The following is a 17431-nucleotide window of genomic DNA, read 5'->3' as shown; positions in this document are numbered from 1 at the left end:
GGGGAACATGATGCAACCACGTATGGGCGGTATTATTCAGGCCAATATTCCTGATGTCGAAACGCTATATTTAAGTTATATGCCATACGTTGTTGGCGGTGGCTTATTTGTACCCTCAAAACAACCTGTAAAAATGGGTGAAGAAATCTTCGTGCTTGCAACTTTGCCTGAACAATCACAAAAAATTCCACTTACAGGAAAAGTCATCTGGATTTCGCAAAAGCAAAACGGCATCAAATTGCAGGGCTTTGGCATTCAACTGAGCGGTGAAAAAGGCGTTTATTACAAATCTGAAGCCGAAAGAATCCTTGCGGGGCTTAAGTCTGACAACCGTAACAGTTACACTATGTAGGTTGTTTGCTTTTAGGAAAAAATCGTGTTTGTAGATACACATTGTCATTTAACGATGCTGGATTTAAGCCTTTATGATGGTGACTTAGATGCAGCAATTGCACAGGCACGCCTAGCGGGTGTGTCTAAAATTATGGGTATCTCTGTCGATTTAGACGATCATATTGCATTGTCAAAAATTGCAGCACGTCATGCCGATGTCGGTTATAGCGTGGGTGTGCATCCTTGTGAAAATGCTGAAAATATGGCACGCGCCACCACCGAGCAACTGATTGCTTTGGCACAAGCAGACAAAGTCTGGGCTTTGGGCGAAACAGGTTTGGACTATTTTCACAGTACCGATTTTGTCGCAGAGCAAAAAGCCTGTTTTGCACGGCATATTCATGCGTCACAAGCTGTAAAAAAACCTGTGGTGGTACATACCCGTGCTGCTAAGCAAGATACGGTAGATATTATCCGTGCAGAAAAATCGACGCATGGTGTATTACATTGCTTTACTGAAGACTGGGCAACCGCCAAAGCGGTCTTAGATTGTGGTTATTATGTGTCGTTTTCAGGCATTGTTTCCTTTAAAAATGCGCAAGATTTACGTGATGTGGCTAAGCAAGTACCTTTAGACCGTGTCTTAATTGAAACTGATAGTCCATATTTGGCACCTGTGCCATATCGCGGTAAGACAAATGAGCCAAAATACGTTCCGTATGTAGCCAAAGCCCTAAGTGATGTATATGATAAGTCCTTAGAGGAAATGGCTTTCATAACAACACAAAACTTTGAAAACCTGCTCAAAGGACATTAATTTGCATAGTGGAATGATGCAAAAATTTAATGTTCTGGTGATATTAAAAATTTCCATTGATTGAATAGTGAAAAGAGAGTTTATCGGGTGAAGATGGATCGTCAGGCTCAGTTTCGAGCAAGAGAAACGTTAATTTTCCAAGTGGCAGAGCAGTTGCTTTTGGAAAATGGTGAAGCAGGAATGACCCTTGATGCTTTGGCAGCAGAACTGGATTTGGCCAAAGGTACTCTATATAAACACTTTCAAAGTAAAGATGAACTCTATATGTTGCTTATTATTCGTAATGAGCGCATGTTGCTAGAAATGATTAAAGATGCGGAAAAACAGTTTCCTGAACATCTAGCATTTTTTATGCTGCATCACTTACATCATCCTGAACGTACTGTGCTTTTTCATCAAATTGAAGAACGCCTTTCTACAACGGGTGTTGGCATTGGCTTGTTGTTTAGTGAACTATATCAGGTTCGTAAAAGCCGATTACGCATCATTATCCGTATGACTGAACAATATTTGGAATCTATTAATAGTCAGATGGAAGTGCGTGATTATCTGGCTTCAATTTGGGCACTTACGCATGGTGCGGCAGCCATTTTAAACTCAAGTTTCTATCAGCGTTATTTAGGTTCGCGGGATACTTTACGTGTGGCCTATATCGATCAAGCGTTGGCGATGCCCAAACAAGCACAATCTTTCGAGCAATTGAATTAATACGCTATGAACACACCACTGTCTTCGGTTCGCGGTTTTACGCTCATTGAATTGATGGTGGTGATAGTCATTATGGCGATTATGGCATCGCTGGTTTTAATGAATATTGGCGGTGTCGATCAGCGTAAAGCTATGCAGGCGCGGGAAGTGTTTTTATTGGATTTACGTAAGCTGAATCGTGAAGCCAATGATCAAGCGCGTATTTTTGCACTCAATTTGCATCAAGCAACCGATGTTTCGCCTGCGCGTTATGATGTGTTGGAATATCAGCCTTATGCCACAGAACAACAATTAAGCCTACAAAATAATCAAAAATGGCAAAGCTATAGCGAATTTAAAAGAAGAACTTTACCTGAACAAGTTTCTATCCAAATTTTATCTTTAGAACAAAGCTATCCAAATGCTAACAACAGTGAGTTGTTGCAAGGTAATGTGCCTGCACTGATTTGGCTGGGCAATGGTGAAGCCAAACCTGTGCGTATTCAGTTCTATTTAGAACAGCGTCCTGTGGGTGCGGAAATAGAGGTCGATCATTTAGGAAAAATCCATGAAAGCTAAAGGATTTACACTACTTGAAGTTATGGTGGCTTTGGCAATTTTTGCAACAGCAGCTATGGCAATGACCAAAGTGGCGATGCAATATACCCAATCCACCGCCAATGCAATTTTAAGAACCAAAGCACAATTTGTGGCTTTGAATGAAGTGGCATTGATGGAAATGAATCGGCAATGGTTAAGTGGAACAGAGTCAAAGCAAGTGACACAACAGGGCGAAACATGGCAAATTGACAAGTCCACACAGCCAACCATTAGTCCGAATGTGCAACGTGTCGATCTTCAAATCAGTTTATATAATCAAGACACAGGACAAGTTGAAGCAGGAGTGACTTCTTTGGTGTTTTTTAATGCCCGTGAGCAGCAATCATGAGTACAAAGAAAGGCTTCACTTTAGTTGAGTTGCTAGTCGCTATTGCAATTTTTGCAGTGCTGTCTGCTTTGGGTTGGAAAGTATTTGATTATCTCGCCAAAGTCAAAGATCGCAATGCGATGCATGAAGCCAATCTAGAACAGTTGCAAGAAAGCTATCAACAAATATTACGTGACACGATGCAGGCTGTTCCATTAACGGCCAATGTCAAAGGGCAGCAACAACCTGCTTTGGTTTTACAAAATGGACGTTTTAATTTCAGTAAAACTGGTGTGACCGATCCCTTGCAGCAGGGTATTTCACCCCATGAGCGCGTAGAATATCAATATCGTGCCGATGAAAAAAAATTGTATCGTTTAAAATATCGTAATTTGCATCAAACGGGCAATGATCAGCCTGAGTCGAGCGTGATGTTGGATGAAGTCGAAGCCTTTGAGATTATGGTTTTGAATCCAAATGAATTGAGCAGTTGGCCTGAAAGCAGTGTCGATTCGCAGCAAACTGAACAATTAAGGCTACTCCCGAAAGGAATAAAAATAAATTTAACCGTGCGTGACGTGCAATACGAATGGATATTTAGCTTATTGCAGACTGATTTTTTAAAGAAGAAAGACAATTAAAGGCACAGTGGCAATGTATTCAAAATCGACTCAGCGCTTAGGTAGCATCATCAAATCACAACAAGGCATCGCCTTGATTACGATTTTGATGTTGGTTGCCTTAGCTACGATTTTGGCAGCGACCATTGCCAAGCGGCAAATGTACACCAGTGAAAATACCGCCTATTTGATGCGTCAAAATCAGGCATTGTTATATGCCAAAAGTGCTGAAGTATTTTTTGCAGAATTACTGCAAGATGATGCTGAAAATGCAGGCCAAGTTGATCACTTACAAGAGAACTGGGCAAAACCGATGCCGCCATTTCCAGTCGAAGATGGTTATGTATCGGGCGTGCTGCAAGATGAGTCAGGGAAATTTAATTTAAATAGTTTGCTGACAACCGAAGATCAAGTAAACGAAAAAGCAAAAAAATATTTTGAAAAATTATTGCAGCGTGTTGGGCTACCTGCGCAATTAAGTGAAGCTGTGATTGATTGGCAAGATGCAGATGATGAACCGAGTGGTGCTATGGGTGCAGAGTCGAGTTATTACCAAGGTTTGCCAATTCCTTATTTACCGCCCAATAGCTTGTTTCATAGTGCGGAAGAATTAAAACAAGTCCGTGGTTTTGAAGGTGCGAAGTATCAGCAAATTGCACCTTATGTGAGTGCCTTGCCAAAACGAGATACCACTATCAATATTAATACCGCACCTGCTTTAGTTTTGGCGAGCTTTGATGAAAAATTGGATGTGGTTGCTGTGCAAAATCTACTTGATCATCGTAATGCCAATTTAGAGCACTTTAGCAATGTAAATGCTTTGTGGGAGTTAGATGGCTTTCAAGCTGTCGATAGCGCGATACGCAATGAATTTACAAGTTTATTGGGTGTGCAATCCCATTATTTTAAAGCCAAAATTGAAGTGGTATTGGGCGAGCGCAAACGTCAATTTAGCAGTGATTTGGTGCGTAGCGAAAAATCTGTCAATGTCAGTGGGCGAAGTCTGGCGCCATTTTAAGTATTAGCATTAACCTTGACTTAGTTGCTGTTATTCGGATGCAAATGCATTGCATATCTGTACTGAAACTGATCATTACGATTTTTGTCTGGCAATCTGCGGACTAAAATTGGCTTATTGTTCACGTTTTGCATTATAATTAAAAAGAATATCCCCCAAATATTTTGATGACGTTAAGACCCATGTTAATTCGAAAGTTATTTAAGTTTGAAAATGCGCATATTGTGCGTAATTGCACTTCAGACCGCTGTAAGCGCTCGATTCATGGTCATAGCTATAAAGTAGAATTATTACTGAAAGCTTCAAAACTTGATCATGGACAAATGGTGTATGACTTTGGTTTGCTTAAAGGTGTAATCAAAGAATTATTTGATGCCTTCGATCATGCCATTTGTTTTTGGGAGCAGGATGACCCTGCATATATTCAAGCCTGCAAAACGTTCAGCGCACGTTGGGTATCTTTACCAGTATCGCCATCAGCAGAGCAGTTTTCACGTATTTTCTTTTATTTGGCACAACAAGTTTTGGCATCAACCATCACACAAAATGGGGAAGGTGATGTAGAGGTCTATTCTGTGATTGTACATGAAACTGATACAGGCTATGCACAAAGCTTTTTGGAAGATATTGAAAATGCGCAGATGGGATTGCTAAGTCTGGATCAAATTCATTTCTCTGAGCAAGTACAGACAGAGTGGTCAGACCCACAAATGTATGAAAAATTAAAACAGGGGATGACATTCCAAAACCCGAATGTCGAGTTACAAGTTAAACTTTAAATCACATCATTAGACATCAACAAGGATTGATAGCGGTATGTCTTTTACTGAGCAGCAATATGCGAGCTTAAATAAAGTTCAGTTAGATGAGAGTTGGAAATACAATCTAGCTGAATTTTTATTGAGTCCACAAATGGATGCGCTACGCGATTTTTTGTTGCAGGAAAAACAACAGAATAAGGTGATTTATCCACCAAGTTCACTGATATTTAATGCTCTAAATACCACGCCTTTAAATCAGGTGAAAGTCGTGATTATTGGGCAAGACCCTTATCATGGACCTAATCAGGCACATGGACTTAGTTTTTCTGTACAAAGAGGGGTTGCATTGCCACCATCTTTGCGTAATATTTTCCATGAGTTACATACAGATTTAGGTGTGCCTATTCCAAGACACGGTGATTTAACCCATTGGGCAGAGCAAGGGGTATTGCTGCTCAACAGCGTGTTAACGGTAGAAGCAGGACAACCAACCTCGCACCAAAAGCAGGGTTGGGAAGATTTTACAGATCATGTGATTGATGTGTTAAATCAACAACGTGAGCATATTGTGTTTATTTTGTGGGGCGCGTATGCACAACGTAAAGGACAACGTATAGATCCAAATAAACATCTGATTTTGAAGGCAGCGCATCCATCCCCATTGGCAGCAAACCGCGGTGGTTTTTTTGGATGTAAAGTATTTTCAAAATCAAATAATTATCTTAAACAAAATGGCATTGAGCCTATAGACTGGCAGCTGGACGCATGACACATTCTCCCATTTCTAAAGAATATCATCTGGATTTAATTGTCGAAGAAGCAAATAACGGTTGGCGCATTGTACGTTTGAATCGCCCAAAATCTTTGCATGCTTTAGATGAATCTATTGTTTCTGCATTATTGGCAGTATTTGAAGACTTTCATACCGATGATAGCGTAAAAGCAATTTGGCTAGATTCGACCACACCAAAAGCATTTTGTGCAGGCGGTGATGTGCGTAAATTACGTCAGCTTGTCATTAATGATGAGGTTGCAACTGCCAATAAATTCTTTGAGCAAGAATATGCGTTGGACTTGTTGCTACATAACTATGCCAAGCCTGTTTTAGTGTGGGGTGAAGGTTATGTCATGGGTGGTGGCTTAGGTCTATTTATGGCTGCACCATTCCGTTTGGTGACACCGTATTCACGTTTAGCTATGCCAGAAATTAACATTGGTTTATACCCAGATGTAGGGGCAACTCGTTTCTTGGCTGACCGTGGTGCGATTGGCTTGTTCACAGGTTTAACGGGTTCAATTATGACTGCTGCAGGTGCGTATGGTATTGGTTGGGCAACCCATATTTGTGATGCACAACGCGCTTCTGTATTAGAAAAAGTCATTAATATTGACTGGAATCATTACCCTGCAGGTGACTTCCGTGCCATTGATGATACCTTGAACAGCATGCACCGTCCTGTAGGGCCTGGGCCGCTACAGAATTCTTTGGATGTGATTCAAAGCGTGTGCCGTGGTGTGAGTTTTGAAAGTGATTATGAATCCATCATTGGTCTAAGCGATGCACGTAGCGATTGGTTACGTCAAGCCAGTGAAAACTTGCAAAAAGGTTCACCAACCACAGCAGCTTTAACGTGGTTACTATGGCAATGGGGTAAGAAGGTTCACGCTTGGAATGAAGTGTTTGAACTGGAAACGCAAATTTCAGACTGGAAAATTCGCCACGCAGATTTTGTCGAAGGTGTGCGCGCACGTTTGGTCGATAAAGACCTTGCACCAGCTTGGCAGCAAAATGGGCCAGTGCAGCTCAAAACCATTTTTGCAGACAATCCACCTGTGACGAGCATTGAAAGCTGGAATGATTTATTGAAACAATACGAGATTATTTAATTCGTATTGATTTTTACTCATATTTAAATGTCAGAACAGAACTATAGTGATGAAGACTGGATGCAGCTTGCCTATGCGCAGGCTGCTTTGGCTGCAGCACAGGGGGAAATTCCTGTGGGGGCTGTCATCGTTAGTCAAAATCAAGTGATTGGCGCGGGTTATAACGCGCCTATTTCCTTACACGACGCAACCGCACATGCCGAAATTGTGGCAATCCGTGCAGCATGTGATCATATTCAAAATTATCGTTTACCTGAAGATGCCACGCTTTATGTCACACTGGAGCCTTGTACCATGTGTGTGGGTGCGCTCATTCACGCGCGAATTAAACGAGTAGTGTTTGGAGCAACTGAACCCAAAGCTGGCTCATTGATCAGTGCCAGAAAGCTTTTAGAGTCGGGTTATTACAATCATATTTTTGAGTATCAATCAGGTTGTTTAGAACAGCAATGTTCAGCCCAATTGAGCGACTTTTTTAAGCTGCGCCGGGCGCAAAAGAAACAACAAAAACAGCAACTGTTGATAAATGACCTTCATGATCAAAACCAGTTCTGAGTTTTAGGCTTGATTTGCGTTAAACTAAATCAAATACAACACAGCATTCATCATCAGGGCAAACTATGCACGCTATTCAAATTAAAAAAGAATTTAATGCGCCAGTTGCGCAAGTATTTGAATTACTTTCTAAACATGCAACTTATAATATCGCATTTGCACCAATGCAAGTGGTACGCATTAAAGATTCTGCCGATCCTGAACGTCCAGATGGGGTGGGTTCGGTGCGTCGTATGGGGATTGGGCCAATTAAACCTTTGCAAGAGCAAATTACCGTGCTTGAACCGAATCAGCGGATTGAATATAAAATCATTAAAAATCCATTGATCAAACATCATTTGGGTACCATTGAATTTCAGCAAGTGGCAGATCACAAAACCTTGGTCACGTATCGCATTGAGCTACAAGCGCGTGTTCCATTTGTGAGTAAAGCTATTCTTGCGCAATTGAAAACTGCAATTAAAATTGGTTTATCCAAACTCGCAAAATCTCTTTAATCATTTCGGAAACAGCATGACGGTTCAAATTATAACCATTGATGGCCCTAGCGGTTCAGGTAAAGGCACACTCGCGGCAAAATTGGCAGCACATTATCAGTTTCATTTGCTCGACTCTGGTGCGTTGTATCGTTTGTTGGGTTTGGCGTTACATAAGCAGAATTTGCTAGATCAACTTGATACTGAACTGAGTCAATGCGTTGCCATTGCAACACAGCTCAATATTCAATTTGTGACCCAGCCAGATGGCACACAAGTGTTGCTTGATGGTGAAGATGTCACGCAAACCATACGTACCGAACGTGTGGGGGAATATGCCTCAAAAGTTGCGGCAGTACCTGAATTGCGCACAGCATTACTTGCACGTCAGCATGCCTTTGCCCAAGCACCGGGCTTGGTTGCAGATGGACGCGATATGGCGACCAGTATTTTCCCAAATGCGCAGGCTAAAATTTATTTAACTGCTTCGGCAGAGTCACGTGCACAAAGACGTGTAAAACAGTTGCAGGGTATGGGGCTGGATGCTAAAATAAGCGACATTTTAGCGAATATACAGGCTCGCGACAAACGAGACATGGAGCGCACAGTTGCTCCGCTCAAGCCTGCAGAAGATGCTTACATCATTGATAGTTCTGAGTTGAACATTGATGAAGTATTTGCATTAATGACAGCTTATGTCGATCAGAAGCTTGCTATTTGCCGCGCTTAACCGCGTGAAATAAACCTATTCAGCGAACGCATAGCTTGATCAGTTCTATACGGACTATGTAGACGCTTAACTAAACCGGCCTTGTCTGATCCAAGACCGCTGACTTTATCAGGTATATCATGACCGAATCTTTTGCAGCCCTCTTTGAAGAAAGCGAATTAAACCTCAACGTTGAAAAGGGTGCTGTCATCCAAGGCGTTGTAGTAAGCATCGACTCTGACTGGGTAACAGTTGATACTGGCCTTAAATCAGAAGGCGTTGTTGACCGCGCTGAATTCTTAAACGAACAACGCGAACTTGAAGTTCAAGTTGGTGACACCGTTGATGTTGTTGTTGAAGCACTTGACAACGGTATGGGCCAAACTGTTTTATCACGTGAAAAAGCGAAACGTGCTGAAACTTGGACTAAACTTGAAAAAATCTTTGAAGACGGCGAAATCGTTACTGGTGTTATCTCTGGTAAAGTTAAAGGCGGTTTCACTGTAGACATCGGTCCAGTTCGTGCGTTCTTACCAGGTTCTTTGGTAGACACTCGTCCTATCCGTGACACAACTCACCTTGAAGGTAAAGAGTTAGAGTTCAAAGTTATCAAACTTGATGCTAAACGTAACAACGTTGTTGTATCTCGTCGTGCAGTTATGGAAGCTGAATCTTCAGCTGACCGTGAAGCGCTTCTTGCTCAGCTTGAAGAAGGTCAAACTGTTACTGGTACGATTAAGAACCTTACTGACTACGGTGCATTCGTTGACCTTGGCGGTATTGACGGTCTTCTTCACATCACTGACATGGCTTGGAAACGTATCAAGCATCCATCAGAAGTGGTTGAAGTGGGTCAAGAAGTTACTGTTAAAGTACTTAAATTTGACAAAGAGCGTAACCGCGTATCTTTAGGTCTTAAGCAATTAGGCGAAGATCCATGGTTAGCGATCATGAGCCGTTATCCTAAAGGTTCTATCGTTAAAGCTCGCGTAACAAACTTAACTGACTACGGCTGTTTCGCAGAAATCGCTGAAGGCGTTGAAGGTTTAGTACACGTTTCAGAAATGGACCACACTAACAAAAACATCCACCCATCTAAAGTTGTTCAGATTGGTGACGAAGTTGACGTTATGGTTCTTGAAGTGGACGAAGAGCGTCGTCGTATTTCTCTTGGTATCAAACAAACTCGTGCTAACCCATGGGAAGAGTTTGCTAAGAACCACGACAAAGGTGAAAAAGTTTCAGGTACAATCAAGTCAATCACTGACTTCGGTATCTTCATCGGTTTACCAGGCGGTATCGATGGCCTAGTTCACTTGTCTGACATTTCTTGGAACGAGCAAGGCGAAGAAGCTATTCGTCGTTACAAGAAAGGTGACACTGTTGAAGCGGTTATCCTTTCTGTAGACGCTGAAGGCAACCGTATCAGCCTTGGTATCAAGCAATTGAACAGCGATCCATTCAACGATTTCTTAGCTGCTAACGAACGTGGTGCTTTGGTTAAAGGTACTGTAACTGCTGTTGATGCTCGTGGCGCAACTGTTAAGTTAGCTGACGAAGTTGAAGCAACACTTAAAGCATCTGAAATCAACCGTGATCGCGTTGAAGATGCAACTAAGTTCTTGGAAGTTGGTCAAGAAGTTGAAGCGAAAATCATCAACGTAGACCGTAAATCTCGCTCTATCAACTTGTCTATCAAAGCGAAAGACGAAGCTGAAGAGAAAGAAGCTGTTGCTAACTTGAAAACTGCAACTAGCGGTCAAGACAATGGTCCTAAGACAATTGGTGACTTGATCAAAGCTCAAATGGGCAACTAAGTTGCGGGTAAACTGTATGGTTAATGTAAATTAGCACATACTTTTTACACAAATACTGTAAACGGTAGCGTAGTATTCAATTATTACGCTACCGTTTTGTATTTAAACAGGTTATTATCAGTTTAGGTAAAAGTAGCTTGATAATTAAAGAGGTCGCAGATGACTACTGAAGCACTTAATAAGTCTGACTTGATAGAACGAATTGCTTTGAAAAATCCACATTTGGCTGAGCCATTGGTGGAAGAAGCTGTGAAGATCATGATTGATCAAATGATTGCATCACTATCGGCAGATAACCGAATTGAAATTCGTGGATTCGGTAGTTTTGCATTGCATCACCGTGAACCACGTGTAGGTCGTAACCCAAAAACAGGTAAGTCTGTAGAAGTTGCGGCTAAAGCTGTACCGCACTTTAAACCAGGTAAAGCACTACGTGATGCAGTAAACGAGTCTGTAAATAAATAAAATTCCTAGGGGTGTTTATGCGTTACGTTCTAGTCGCTATTTTAGTTATTCTATTTGGATATTCTCTTGCATTGGTTTTGCAAAACGGCACTGAACTTTCAGTTGACCTGTTATTTACTCAAGTGCCTGCAATGCGTTTGGGTCTATTGCTACTGATTACATTGGCACTTGGTTTGGTGCTAGGGTTATTGTTGGGCGTGCAGGTTTTCCGTGTATTCCAAAATAGTTGGGAAATTAAGCGACTACGTAAAGATATTGAATACCTACGCAAAGAGCAAATTCATGCAGCTCAACTGGCTGCTGCTGAAGCTGCTGCGCATACTCGTCATGAAAAAACGGTATTAGATGTGCATACTGAAGATCGTTCTTCTAATGCACTTTAATTTGCTCTGTTGAGCGAATTGATCATCAACACCTCAAGGTTATCTTGGGGTGTTTTTTTATGTGTGCCTTTGACGAATGGCTGATTATCGCTGCGATGGGGGATAAGCTGTCTTTTTGACTATCTGCTTGGCACGAATCACTTTATAATAGCGACTCTTTGTCAAATCCATAGGTAATTCTCTTGAGTATCATTGTTGCCCTCGATGCTAAAAGCCAATATGACGCCTTAACCATTGCAGAACAATTAGACCCTGCATTATGTCGAGTAAAAGTTGGTAAAGAGTTATTTACCCATGAAGGTCCTGCAGTCGTGAAAGCCTTGCATGACAAAGGTTTTGAGGTTTTTCTAGATTTGAAATTTCACGATATTCCAAATACAACGGCTCAGGCTGTATGTGCTGCAGCAGATTTAGGCGTATGGATGGTCAACGTGCATGCCTCAGGTGGTCGTAAAATGATGGAAACCTGTGTGGAGCGTTTAAAAGCAGGGAATTATCAGACTCAACTGATTGCAGTGACTGTACTAACCTCTATGGGGCGTGAAGATTTAAAAGATTTAGGTTTAGATATTGAGCCTTTTGAGCAAGTTCAGCGTTTAGCTAAACTCACTCAAGAAAGTGGTTTAGATGGTGTGGTGTGTTCTGCGCAAGAAGCCAAAATGTTGCGTGAAATCTTAGGGCAGAATTTTGCCTTAGTAACTCCAGGGATTCGTCCTGAAGGCTCAAATGCCGATGATCAAAAACGTATTGTGACTCCCAAACAAGCTATGCTGGATGGTTCTACGCATTTGGTGATTGGTCGTCCAATTACAAAATCTGAAAATCCACGTCAGACTTTGAAAGATATTTTAGCGACGCTTTAATTTTACTATCGCTGACTCTCTAAAAGGGAGATAAGCCCTCGCTCTAACTCTCGCCTAAATAGAGCGCAAACCCTCTCTCCAACTCTCTCCCAGAGGGAGAGAGGACAATTGTTGATTCTTTTTAAATAGCAGCCAATACACTTACAGCAATGGGTGCAAGGATTGACAATACAAATCCACTGACCATGGCATGTGGAATAAAATCGTTGCCACAGGCTTGTTTTACCATGGGCAAAGTGACGTCCATGGCAGTTGCGCCTGCGGCAGAAATTGCAGCACGTGGATAACGCCATCCCAAAATATACATCAGCAATATCGCAAAAATCTCTCTGAATAAATCATTCATTAACGCAATACTACCCAATTCGGCATTGCGAAGTTCCGACACCACAATCCCGCTCATGGAATAAAATCCATAACCTTGTGAGAGCATAAGCAAATCTTGTAGAGCGATGGGGAGCCAAAGTGCGCAAAGTAGTACCCCTGCAACTGAACCGAAAATACAGCCTACGGGCACCATTAAAATTTTCCAATTCAGCCAAGAACGATCTAAAGGCGAATAAGCGAGATCGAGTCCAATCATCCACATAAACAGCAACAGTAAATACCAAGTGTTGATCTGAACTTGGAAATCCATAGCACTAAAAAGTAGATGCAGCACGTAGCCTGCCAAAAGTGCAAAAAAGGCATAACTGATGTTGATGCAGGATTGAATCAACAACTGTAATGAAACTTTGCCTTGCGTTGCTTGCAGCCCCAAACCTTTGTAAAGCAAATAACAACACAGAAAAGCACCAATTGATGTAGCAAATGCAATCTGTAAAGCTGTAGATAGAATATGCGATGGCTGCTGTAGTGAACCGAGCGTTTGTGAAAATTCCATCGCAATTGCAATTAGCAGGATATAGCTAAAATATGGAAGCAGTTGAAACGCAATTTTTTCGATTATTCGAGGGAGGCGTTTTGCCAGTACAAAGCCTAGACATAAACAGCAGAGTAATTGGAAAATCAGCCAAAGAGATTGCATGAGATCAACAGGTGGGAGTTAGATAAAAACCTGTTGATTATGCCAGTTTGCTTTTAAAAGCGGAAATTTATGCCGCTTTACTGATTAATCTGAAATCACTCGGATGCAGCGACTTGGTTTTTAGCCAATATTTCCAAGTATAGGTTGGCCAAAGTGCAAAGTTTTTTCCACCATCTTGTTGATACCAACTTACACAGCCAGATTGCCAAACCGTGTTATTTAGCATGTCTTGCACATCGTGGTTAAATTGATCTTGTACTTGATCTTTTACTACAATTGCATTGCTCTGTGATTGTGCCACCAAATCCATCATTTGCAGAATGTAATCGACTTGCGATTCGATCATAAAAATAACCGAGTTATGCGCCAAAACTGTATTTGGCCCAAGCAACTGAAACAGGTTCGGAAAACCTTTGTGGCTAATGCCGTAATAGCTTTCTGCGCCATCTTTCCATGCCTGTTTTAATTCAACGCCATGTTCACCAATGCAGCTAAATGGCTGTAGATAGATACGCGGATCGGTAATAAAGCCTGTGCCATAAATCAGACAATCAATTTTTCGCATTTTACCATCTTTGGTGATGATGCTGTCTGCAGTCAATTCCTGTATTGCATCAGTCACTAATTCGACGTTGTCACGGTTAAAAGTTGGGAAGTATTTATTGGACACTAAAATACGTTTACATCCCATAATGTAGTCAGGCGTGAGTTTTTGTGCCAATTGTTTGTCTTTGACCTGAAAACGAATAAAGGCTTCTGCCAGTTTTTGGGTATATTTCATCACGCTAGGTTGCATGATTGGAATTGCACGTGATTCATTCGACCAATACAAACGCGCACGATGCAACTTTCTAAACCAGTCTGCTTGTTTAAACAGTTTTTTCTCAATATTCAGATATTTGCGTTCATCTCGTGGAATGACCCATGCAGCTGTACGTTGCATGACATATAACTGTTTAACTTGAGGTGCAATTTCAGGAATGTATTGAATCGCGCTGCCGCCTGTGCCAATAGATGCCACAACTTTGCTATTTAAGTTGTATTGATGATCCCATTGAGACGAGTGAAAAACCTTGCCCTGAAACTTTTCAATGCCTTTAATGTGCGGGATTTGTGGCACATGCAGTGGGCCAGAAGCAAAGACTAAATATTGGCAACTCAATTGTCTGCCATCTTTTAACGCAACATGCCATACACAGTCTTTTTCATGGTATTCGGTATGCACCACTTCGCTGTTAAATTGGCAATATTCGCGCAGATTAAACTGTTGCACCACATCTTGAATATACTGAAAAATTTCTGGTGCTTCGGCATAGCGTTTTGACCAGTCAGTTTTGGGTGCAAATGACAATGAATACAGATGCGACTGCACATCACAAGCCGCGCCAGGGTATTGATTTTCACGCCAAGTACCACCCACTTCATTAGACTTTTCTAAAATCACAAAGTTATGAATGTTGCGTTGTAGCAAACGAATCGCCATGGCTAATCCACCAAAGCCTGCGCCAATAATTGCGACTTGATAATGAGCTGCTGCATCCTGCATGAAGACATCCTTATATTTATTTTGTTTGACTTGAGTTTGTTTGAGTCAGGATAGAATAAGCCAGCATGTGGTAACATGATCGTGCTGACATAAAAATTGATATTTTCGGCAATTTCTATCTGTGGATGAATCGGGTAAAAAGGATATTCCGTTTCGCACTGTTCATTTTATGAAAAGATCCATACTTGGCTTAATGTATTTAATACAAGGCATGCGTAAAGCAGGCGTTGATGTCGATGCAAAATTGCAAAGTATCGGCTTGCGTGCAGATGCGCTGGATACCAGTTCAATTATTCATCCGAGTTTGGAATGGGATATTCTCAAAGTCATTGGTGAAGATGTAGAGCCTGAAATGGGGCTGTTTATTGGACAGCATTATGCTTTGGCAGGTTATGGTCCTTTACTGATGTTATTGGTGACCAGTCCAGATATTGCCACTGCATTAGAAAAAGGGATTCAATATCAGGGATTGACGCATTTAAGCGGGAAACTGAGTTTGCACCATAGCACGCGACATATTGCCTTGTGTTATCAACCCAATGATTTACATAGTAGTTTAGGTGTATTGCGTGCGCAGTGTGAAATTTCAGGCACGTTCAAATTTATTCAAGACCTATATAAAATGATGGGGATGAGTGCGCCACGTATTCGCATAGAATTGCCATTTGCACAGCCGCAGCAAAGTGAAGTTTTGCAAACTTTTTATGATTATTACGGTCAAGATATTGTTTTTAATCAACCCCAAGCAGCGTTTTGGTTTGATGATGCAGTTCTCACAGCACGTATTCCATCTGCCGATGCAGTCACTTTTAGTAGTTATGAAGCCAAATGCGTGATTGAGTTAGAGCGACTTAAACTCGAAGATGATGCGCCTTCGGTGGTACAGCGCGTAAAAGATTATTTGGAATTACAACAAGGCAGTATGCCGAGCATGGCAGAAACAGCACATGCTTTGCAAATTCCTGAACGGACATTGCGCCATCAACTGCAACAATTGAACACTAGTTACAAACAAATTCGTGAAGATCTTATCAAAGATAAAGCATTGCGATTAATTGAATATCAGGAATATTCAATTGAAATGATTGCAGAGTTACTTGGTTATTCAGAACCCGCAGCATTTAATCATGCCTTTAAGCGGTGGTTTGGACAAAGTCCACGCCAATATACAAAATAGCCTAAGTATTTTGCAAACTATGCCAAAGTGCTATATCTCGTGATTCGATCTTCGTTATAATCTATTTGCCCAAATAAGTACTGATGAATATGTCTGATTTTAATTCGCCACAAACCACAGCCTTTACTCCATTATCGCCTGCGGAGCGTTATGCACAAGCGTTAGCCTCTGGACAATTTATGCCAGATGATGCGCAGGCGCAGGCTGTACACGAACTTGAGCGTGTGTGGCAGGAATTAATTCAACGCTATAAAGCATCAAAAAAAGCGTTCCGCCGTTTCCGCCGCCAAACAGCACCACAGGGTGTTTATATGTGGGGTGGTGTAGGTCGTGGTAAAACATGGCTCATGGATCAGTTTTACGACTCGATTCCATTTAGACGTAAAACACGTATGCACTTTCACCACTTTATGCAGCATGTGCATCGTGAACTGAACAAACTTTCAGGGCAGCGTAACCCGCTCGATTCTGTTGCAGACCAAATTTATAAAGATGCAGTGGTGATTTGTTTCGATGAATTTTTCGTATCTAACGTGACTGATGCGATGATTCTGAGTGACTTGTTCCAAAAATTATTCCATCGTGGCATTACTTTGGTGGCAACATCTAACATCGCCCCAGACGGTTTATATAAAAATGGTATCCATCGAGATCGTTTTATTCCAACCATTGAAATGGTCAAAAAACATTGCCAAGTGCTAAATGTCGATGCTGGTGTAGATTATCGCTTACGTGTTTTGAAACAGGCGCAATTATTTAAATCGCCTTTAACGCATGATAATCAAAACTGGATGGCACAGCGTTTCAGTGCTTTGAGTAATACACAACATTATTCTTCTGAGCCAATTATTATCAACCAACGTATTGTTGAAACAATTGCGCATACTGAAGATGTGTTGTGGTGTGAATTTTCAGAACTGTGCTTTAAACCGCGTAGTCCTGCAGACTTTATTGAAATTGCCAACATCTACAACACGGTTTTGGTGAGCAATGTACCGCATTTAACAGACTTCTTGTCTGAAGGAACACGTCGTTTTATTTATTTGGTCGATGAATTTTATGATCGTGGTGTCAAGTTATTACTGACTTCTGAAGATTCGATTATTGAAATTTATCAGGGCGAAAAACTGGCATTTGAAATTGAACGCACACGTTCACGTTTATTGGAAATGCAGTCTGATGATTACTTAAATGAAGAACATCGACAGATACAGGCCACCGAAGCCAAACATCAAATCAGTTGATCTTTTAAGCGCCTAGAACTAGGCGCTTTTTTATGATAGAAAAGATGTGACTGTTGGTTTTATCGACATTTTGTCATAAACATGGCTTAATCTTGAAGGGTTGCAATAAGACTGACGC

The 17431-nt window shown here is 41.4% G+C and carries 21 protein-coding genes; 19 read left to right on the top strand and 2 right to left on the bottom strand.

The window, feature by feature from the left end:
* Positions 1-10 precede the first annotated feature (10 nt).
* From FTU09_RS05250 to pyrF, 17 genes are all read left to right on the top strand, one after another.
* Positions 11-352 carry a PilZ domain-containing protein gene (locus tag FTU09_RS05250; protein ID WP_026438361.1) on the top strand — a complete coding sequence of 114 codons (342 nt, stop codon included), beginning with the start codon at positions 11-13 and terminating at the stop codon, positions 350-352.
* Positions 353-376: 24 nt separating this feature from the next.
* On the top strand, positions 377-1150 hold the full coding sequence (locus FTU09_RS05245; protein ID WP_154320797.1) for a TatD family hydrolase: 774 nt from the start codon (positions 377-379) through the stop codon (positions 1148-1150).
* Between the two features lie 93 nt (positions 1151-1243).
* On the top strand, positions 1244-1858 hold the full coding sequence (locus FTU09_RS05240) for a TetR/AcrR family transcriptional regulator (RefSeq protein ID WP_096901168.1): 615 nt from the start codon (positions 1244-1246) through the stop codon (positions 1856-1858).
* Between the two features lie 6 nt (positions 1859-1864).
* Entirely contained in the window at positions 1865-2416 is a 552-nt protein-coding gene (locus FTU09_RS05235) for a prepilin-type N-terminal cleavage/methylation domain-containing protein (RefSeq protein WP_178318413.1), read from the top strand.
* Positions 2406-2786 (top strand): type II secretion system minor pseudopilin GspI, encoded by a 381-nt coding sequence (gene gspI / locus FTU09_RS05230; protein ID WP_004976793.1) that lies wholly within the window; start codon positions 2406-2408, stop codon positions 2784-2786. Before FTU09_RS05235 ends, gspI begins: the two co-directional genes overlap by 11 nt.
* Positions 2783-3406 (top strand): type II secretion system minor pseudopilin GspJ, encoded by a 624-nt coding sequence (gspJ, locus tag FTU09_RS05225; RefSeq protein ID WP_004976791.1) that lies wholly within the window; start codon positions 2783-2785, stop codon positions 3404-3406. Before gspI ends, gspJ begins: the two co-directional genes overlap by 4 nt.
* A gap of 13 nt (positions 3407-3419) precedes the next feature.
* Positions 3420-4403 (top strand): type II secretion system minor pseudopilin GspK, encoded by a 984-nt coding sequence (gene gspK / locus FTU09_RS05220; protein ID WP_180079688.1) that lies wholly within the window; start codon positions 3420-3422, stop codon positions 4401-4403.
* 182 nt (positions 4404-4585) lie between these two features.
* Positions 4586-5182 carry a 6-carboxytetrahydropterin synthase gene (locus tag FTU09_RS05215; protein ID WP_104851897.1) on the top strand — a complete coding sequence of 199 codons (597 nt, stop codon included), beginning with the start codon at positions 4586-4588 and terminating at the stop codon, positions 5180-5182.
* A gap of 37 nt (positions 5183-5219) precedes the next feature.
* On the top strand, positions 5220-5933 hold the full coding sequence (gene ung, locus FTU09_RS05210; RefSeq protein WP_004976786.1) for a uracil-DNA glycosylase: 714 nt from the start codon (positions 5220-5222) through the stop codon (positions 5931-5933).
* On the top strand, positions 5930-7051 hold the full coding sequence (locus tag FTU09_RS05205) for an enoyl-CoA hydratase/isomerase family protein (protein WP_180079686.1): 1122 nt from the start codon (positions 5930-5932) through the stop codon (positions 7049-7051). Before ung ends, FTU09_RS05205 begins: the two co-directional genes overlap by 4 nt.
* A gap of 27 nt (positions 7052-7078) precedes the next feature.
* Entirely contained in the window at positions 7079-7606 is a 528-nt protein-coding gene (gene tadA, locus FTU09_RS05200; protein ID WP_136144582.1) for a tRNA adenosine(34) deaminase TadA, read from the top strand.
* 65 nt (positions 7607-7671) lie between these two features.
* Positions 7672-8103 (top strand): SRPBCC family protein, encoded by a 432-nt coding sequence (locus FTU09_RS05195; RefSeq protein WP_004976780.1) that lies wholly within the window; start codon positions 7672-7674, stop codon positions 8101-8103.
* Positions 8104-8119: 16 nt separating this feature from the next.
* The gene (gene cmk / locus FTU09_RS05190) at positions 8120-8812 is read left to right on the top strand and encodes a (d)CMP kinase (RefSeq protein ID WP_180079685.1); all 693 of its coding nucleotides are present in this window, start codon (positions 8120-8122) and stop codon (positions 8810-8812) included.
* Positions 8813-8931: 119 nt separating this feature from the next.
* Positions 8932-10608, top strand: a complete 1677-nt coding sequence (gene rpsA / locus FTU09_RS05185; RefSeq protein ID WP_004976774.1) for a 30S ribosomal protein S1 — start codon at positions 8932-8934, stop codon at positions 10606-10608.
* Between the two features lie 159 nt (positions 10609-10767).
* Entirely contained in the window at positions 10768-11073 is a 306-nt protein-coding gene (locus tag FTU09_RS05180; RefSeq protein WP_004976773.1) for an integration host factor subunit beta, read from the top strand.
* 17 nt (positions 11074-11090) lie between these two features.
* On the top strand, positions 11091-11456 hold the full coding sequence (locus tag FTU09_RS05175) for a lipopolysaccharide assembly protein LapA domain-containing protein (protein ID WP_004976771.1): 366 nt from the start codon (positions 11091-11093) through the stop codon (positions 11454-11456).
* 182 nt (positions 11457-11638) lie between these two features.
* Positions 11639-12319, top strand: a complete 681-nt coding sequence (gene pyrF / locus FTU09_RS05170) for an orotidine-5'-phosphate decarboxylase (RefSeq protein WP_178867766.1) — start codon at positions 11639-11641, stop codon at positions 12317-12319.
* Between the two features lie 121 nt (positions 12320-12440).
* On the opposite strand, the gene FTU09_RS05165 is transcribed toward pyrF, so the two are convergent.
* Positions 12441-13346, bottom strand: a complete 906-nt coding sequence (locus tag FTU09_RS05165) for a lysine exporter LysO family protein (protein ID WP_004976767.1) — start codon at positions 13344-13346, stop codon at positions 12441-12443.
* 67 nt (positions 13347-13413) lie between these two features.
* A complete protein-coding gene (locus FTU09_RS05160; RefSeq protein WP_131261473.1) occupies positions 13414-14892 on the bottom strand; it encodes an NAD(P)/FAD-dependent oxidoreductase in 1479 nt (492 codons plus the stop codon).
* Between the two features lie 169 nt (positions 14893-15061).
* On the opposite strand from FTU09_RS05160, the gene FTU09_RS05155 reads away from it, so the two are divergent.
* The gene (locus FTU09_RS05155; protein WP_180079683.1) at positions 15062-16069 is read left to right on the top strand and encodes an AraC family transcriptional regulator; all 1008 of its coding nucleotides are present in this window, start codon (positions 15062-15064) and stop codon (positions 16067-16069) included.
* A gap of 89 nt (positions 16070-16158) precedes the next feature.
* Positions 16159-17313: a cell division protein ZapE gene (gene zapE, locus FTU09_RS05150; RefSeq protein WP_004976758.1), complete on the top strand. Its 1155-nt coding sequence runs from the start codon at positions 16159-16161 to the stop codon at positions 17311-17313.
* Positions 17314-17431: the final 118 nt, after the last annotated feature.

Origin of the sequence: Acinetobacter sp. YH12058 (assembly GCF_013419805.1) — a bacterium.
Taxonomy (GTDB): domain Bacteria; phylum Pseudomonadota; class Gammaproteobacteria; order Pseudomonadales; family Moraxellaceae; genus Acinetobacter; species Acinetobacter towneri.
The sequence above is the reverse complement of the archived record's forward strand: the minus strand, read 5'-3'. Positions and strand labels throughout refer to the sequence as shown.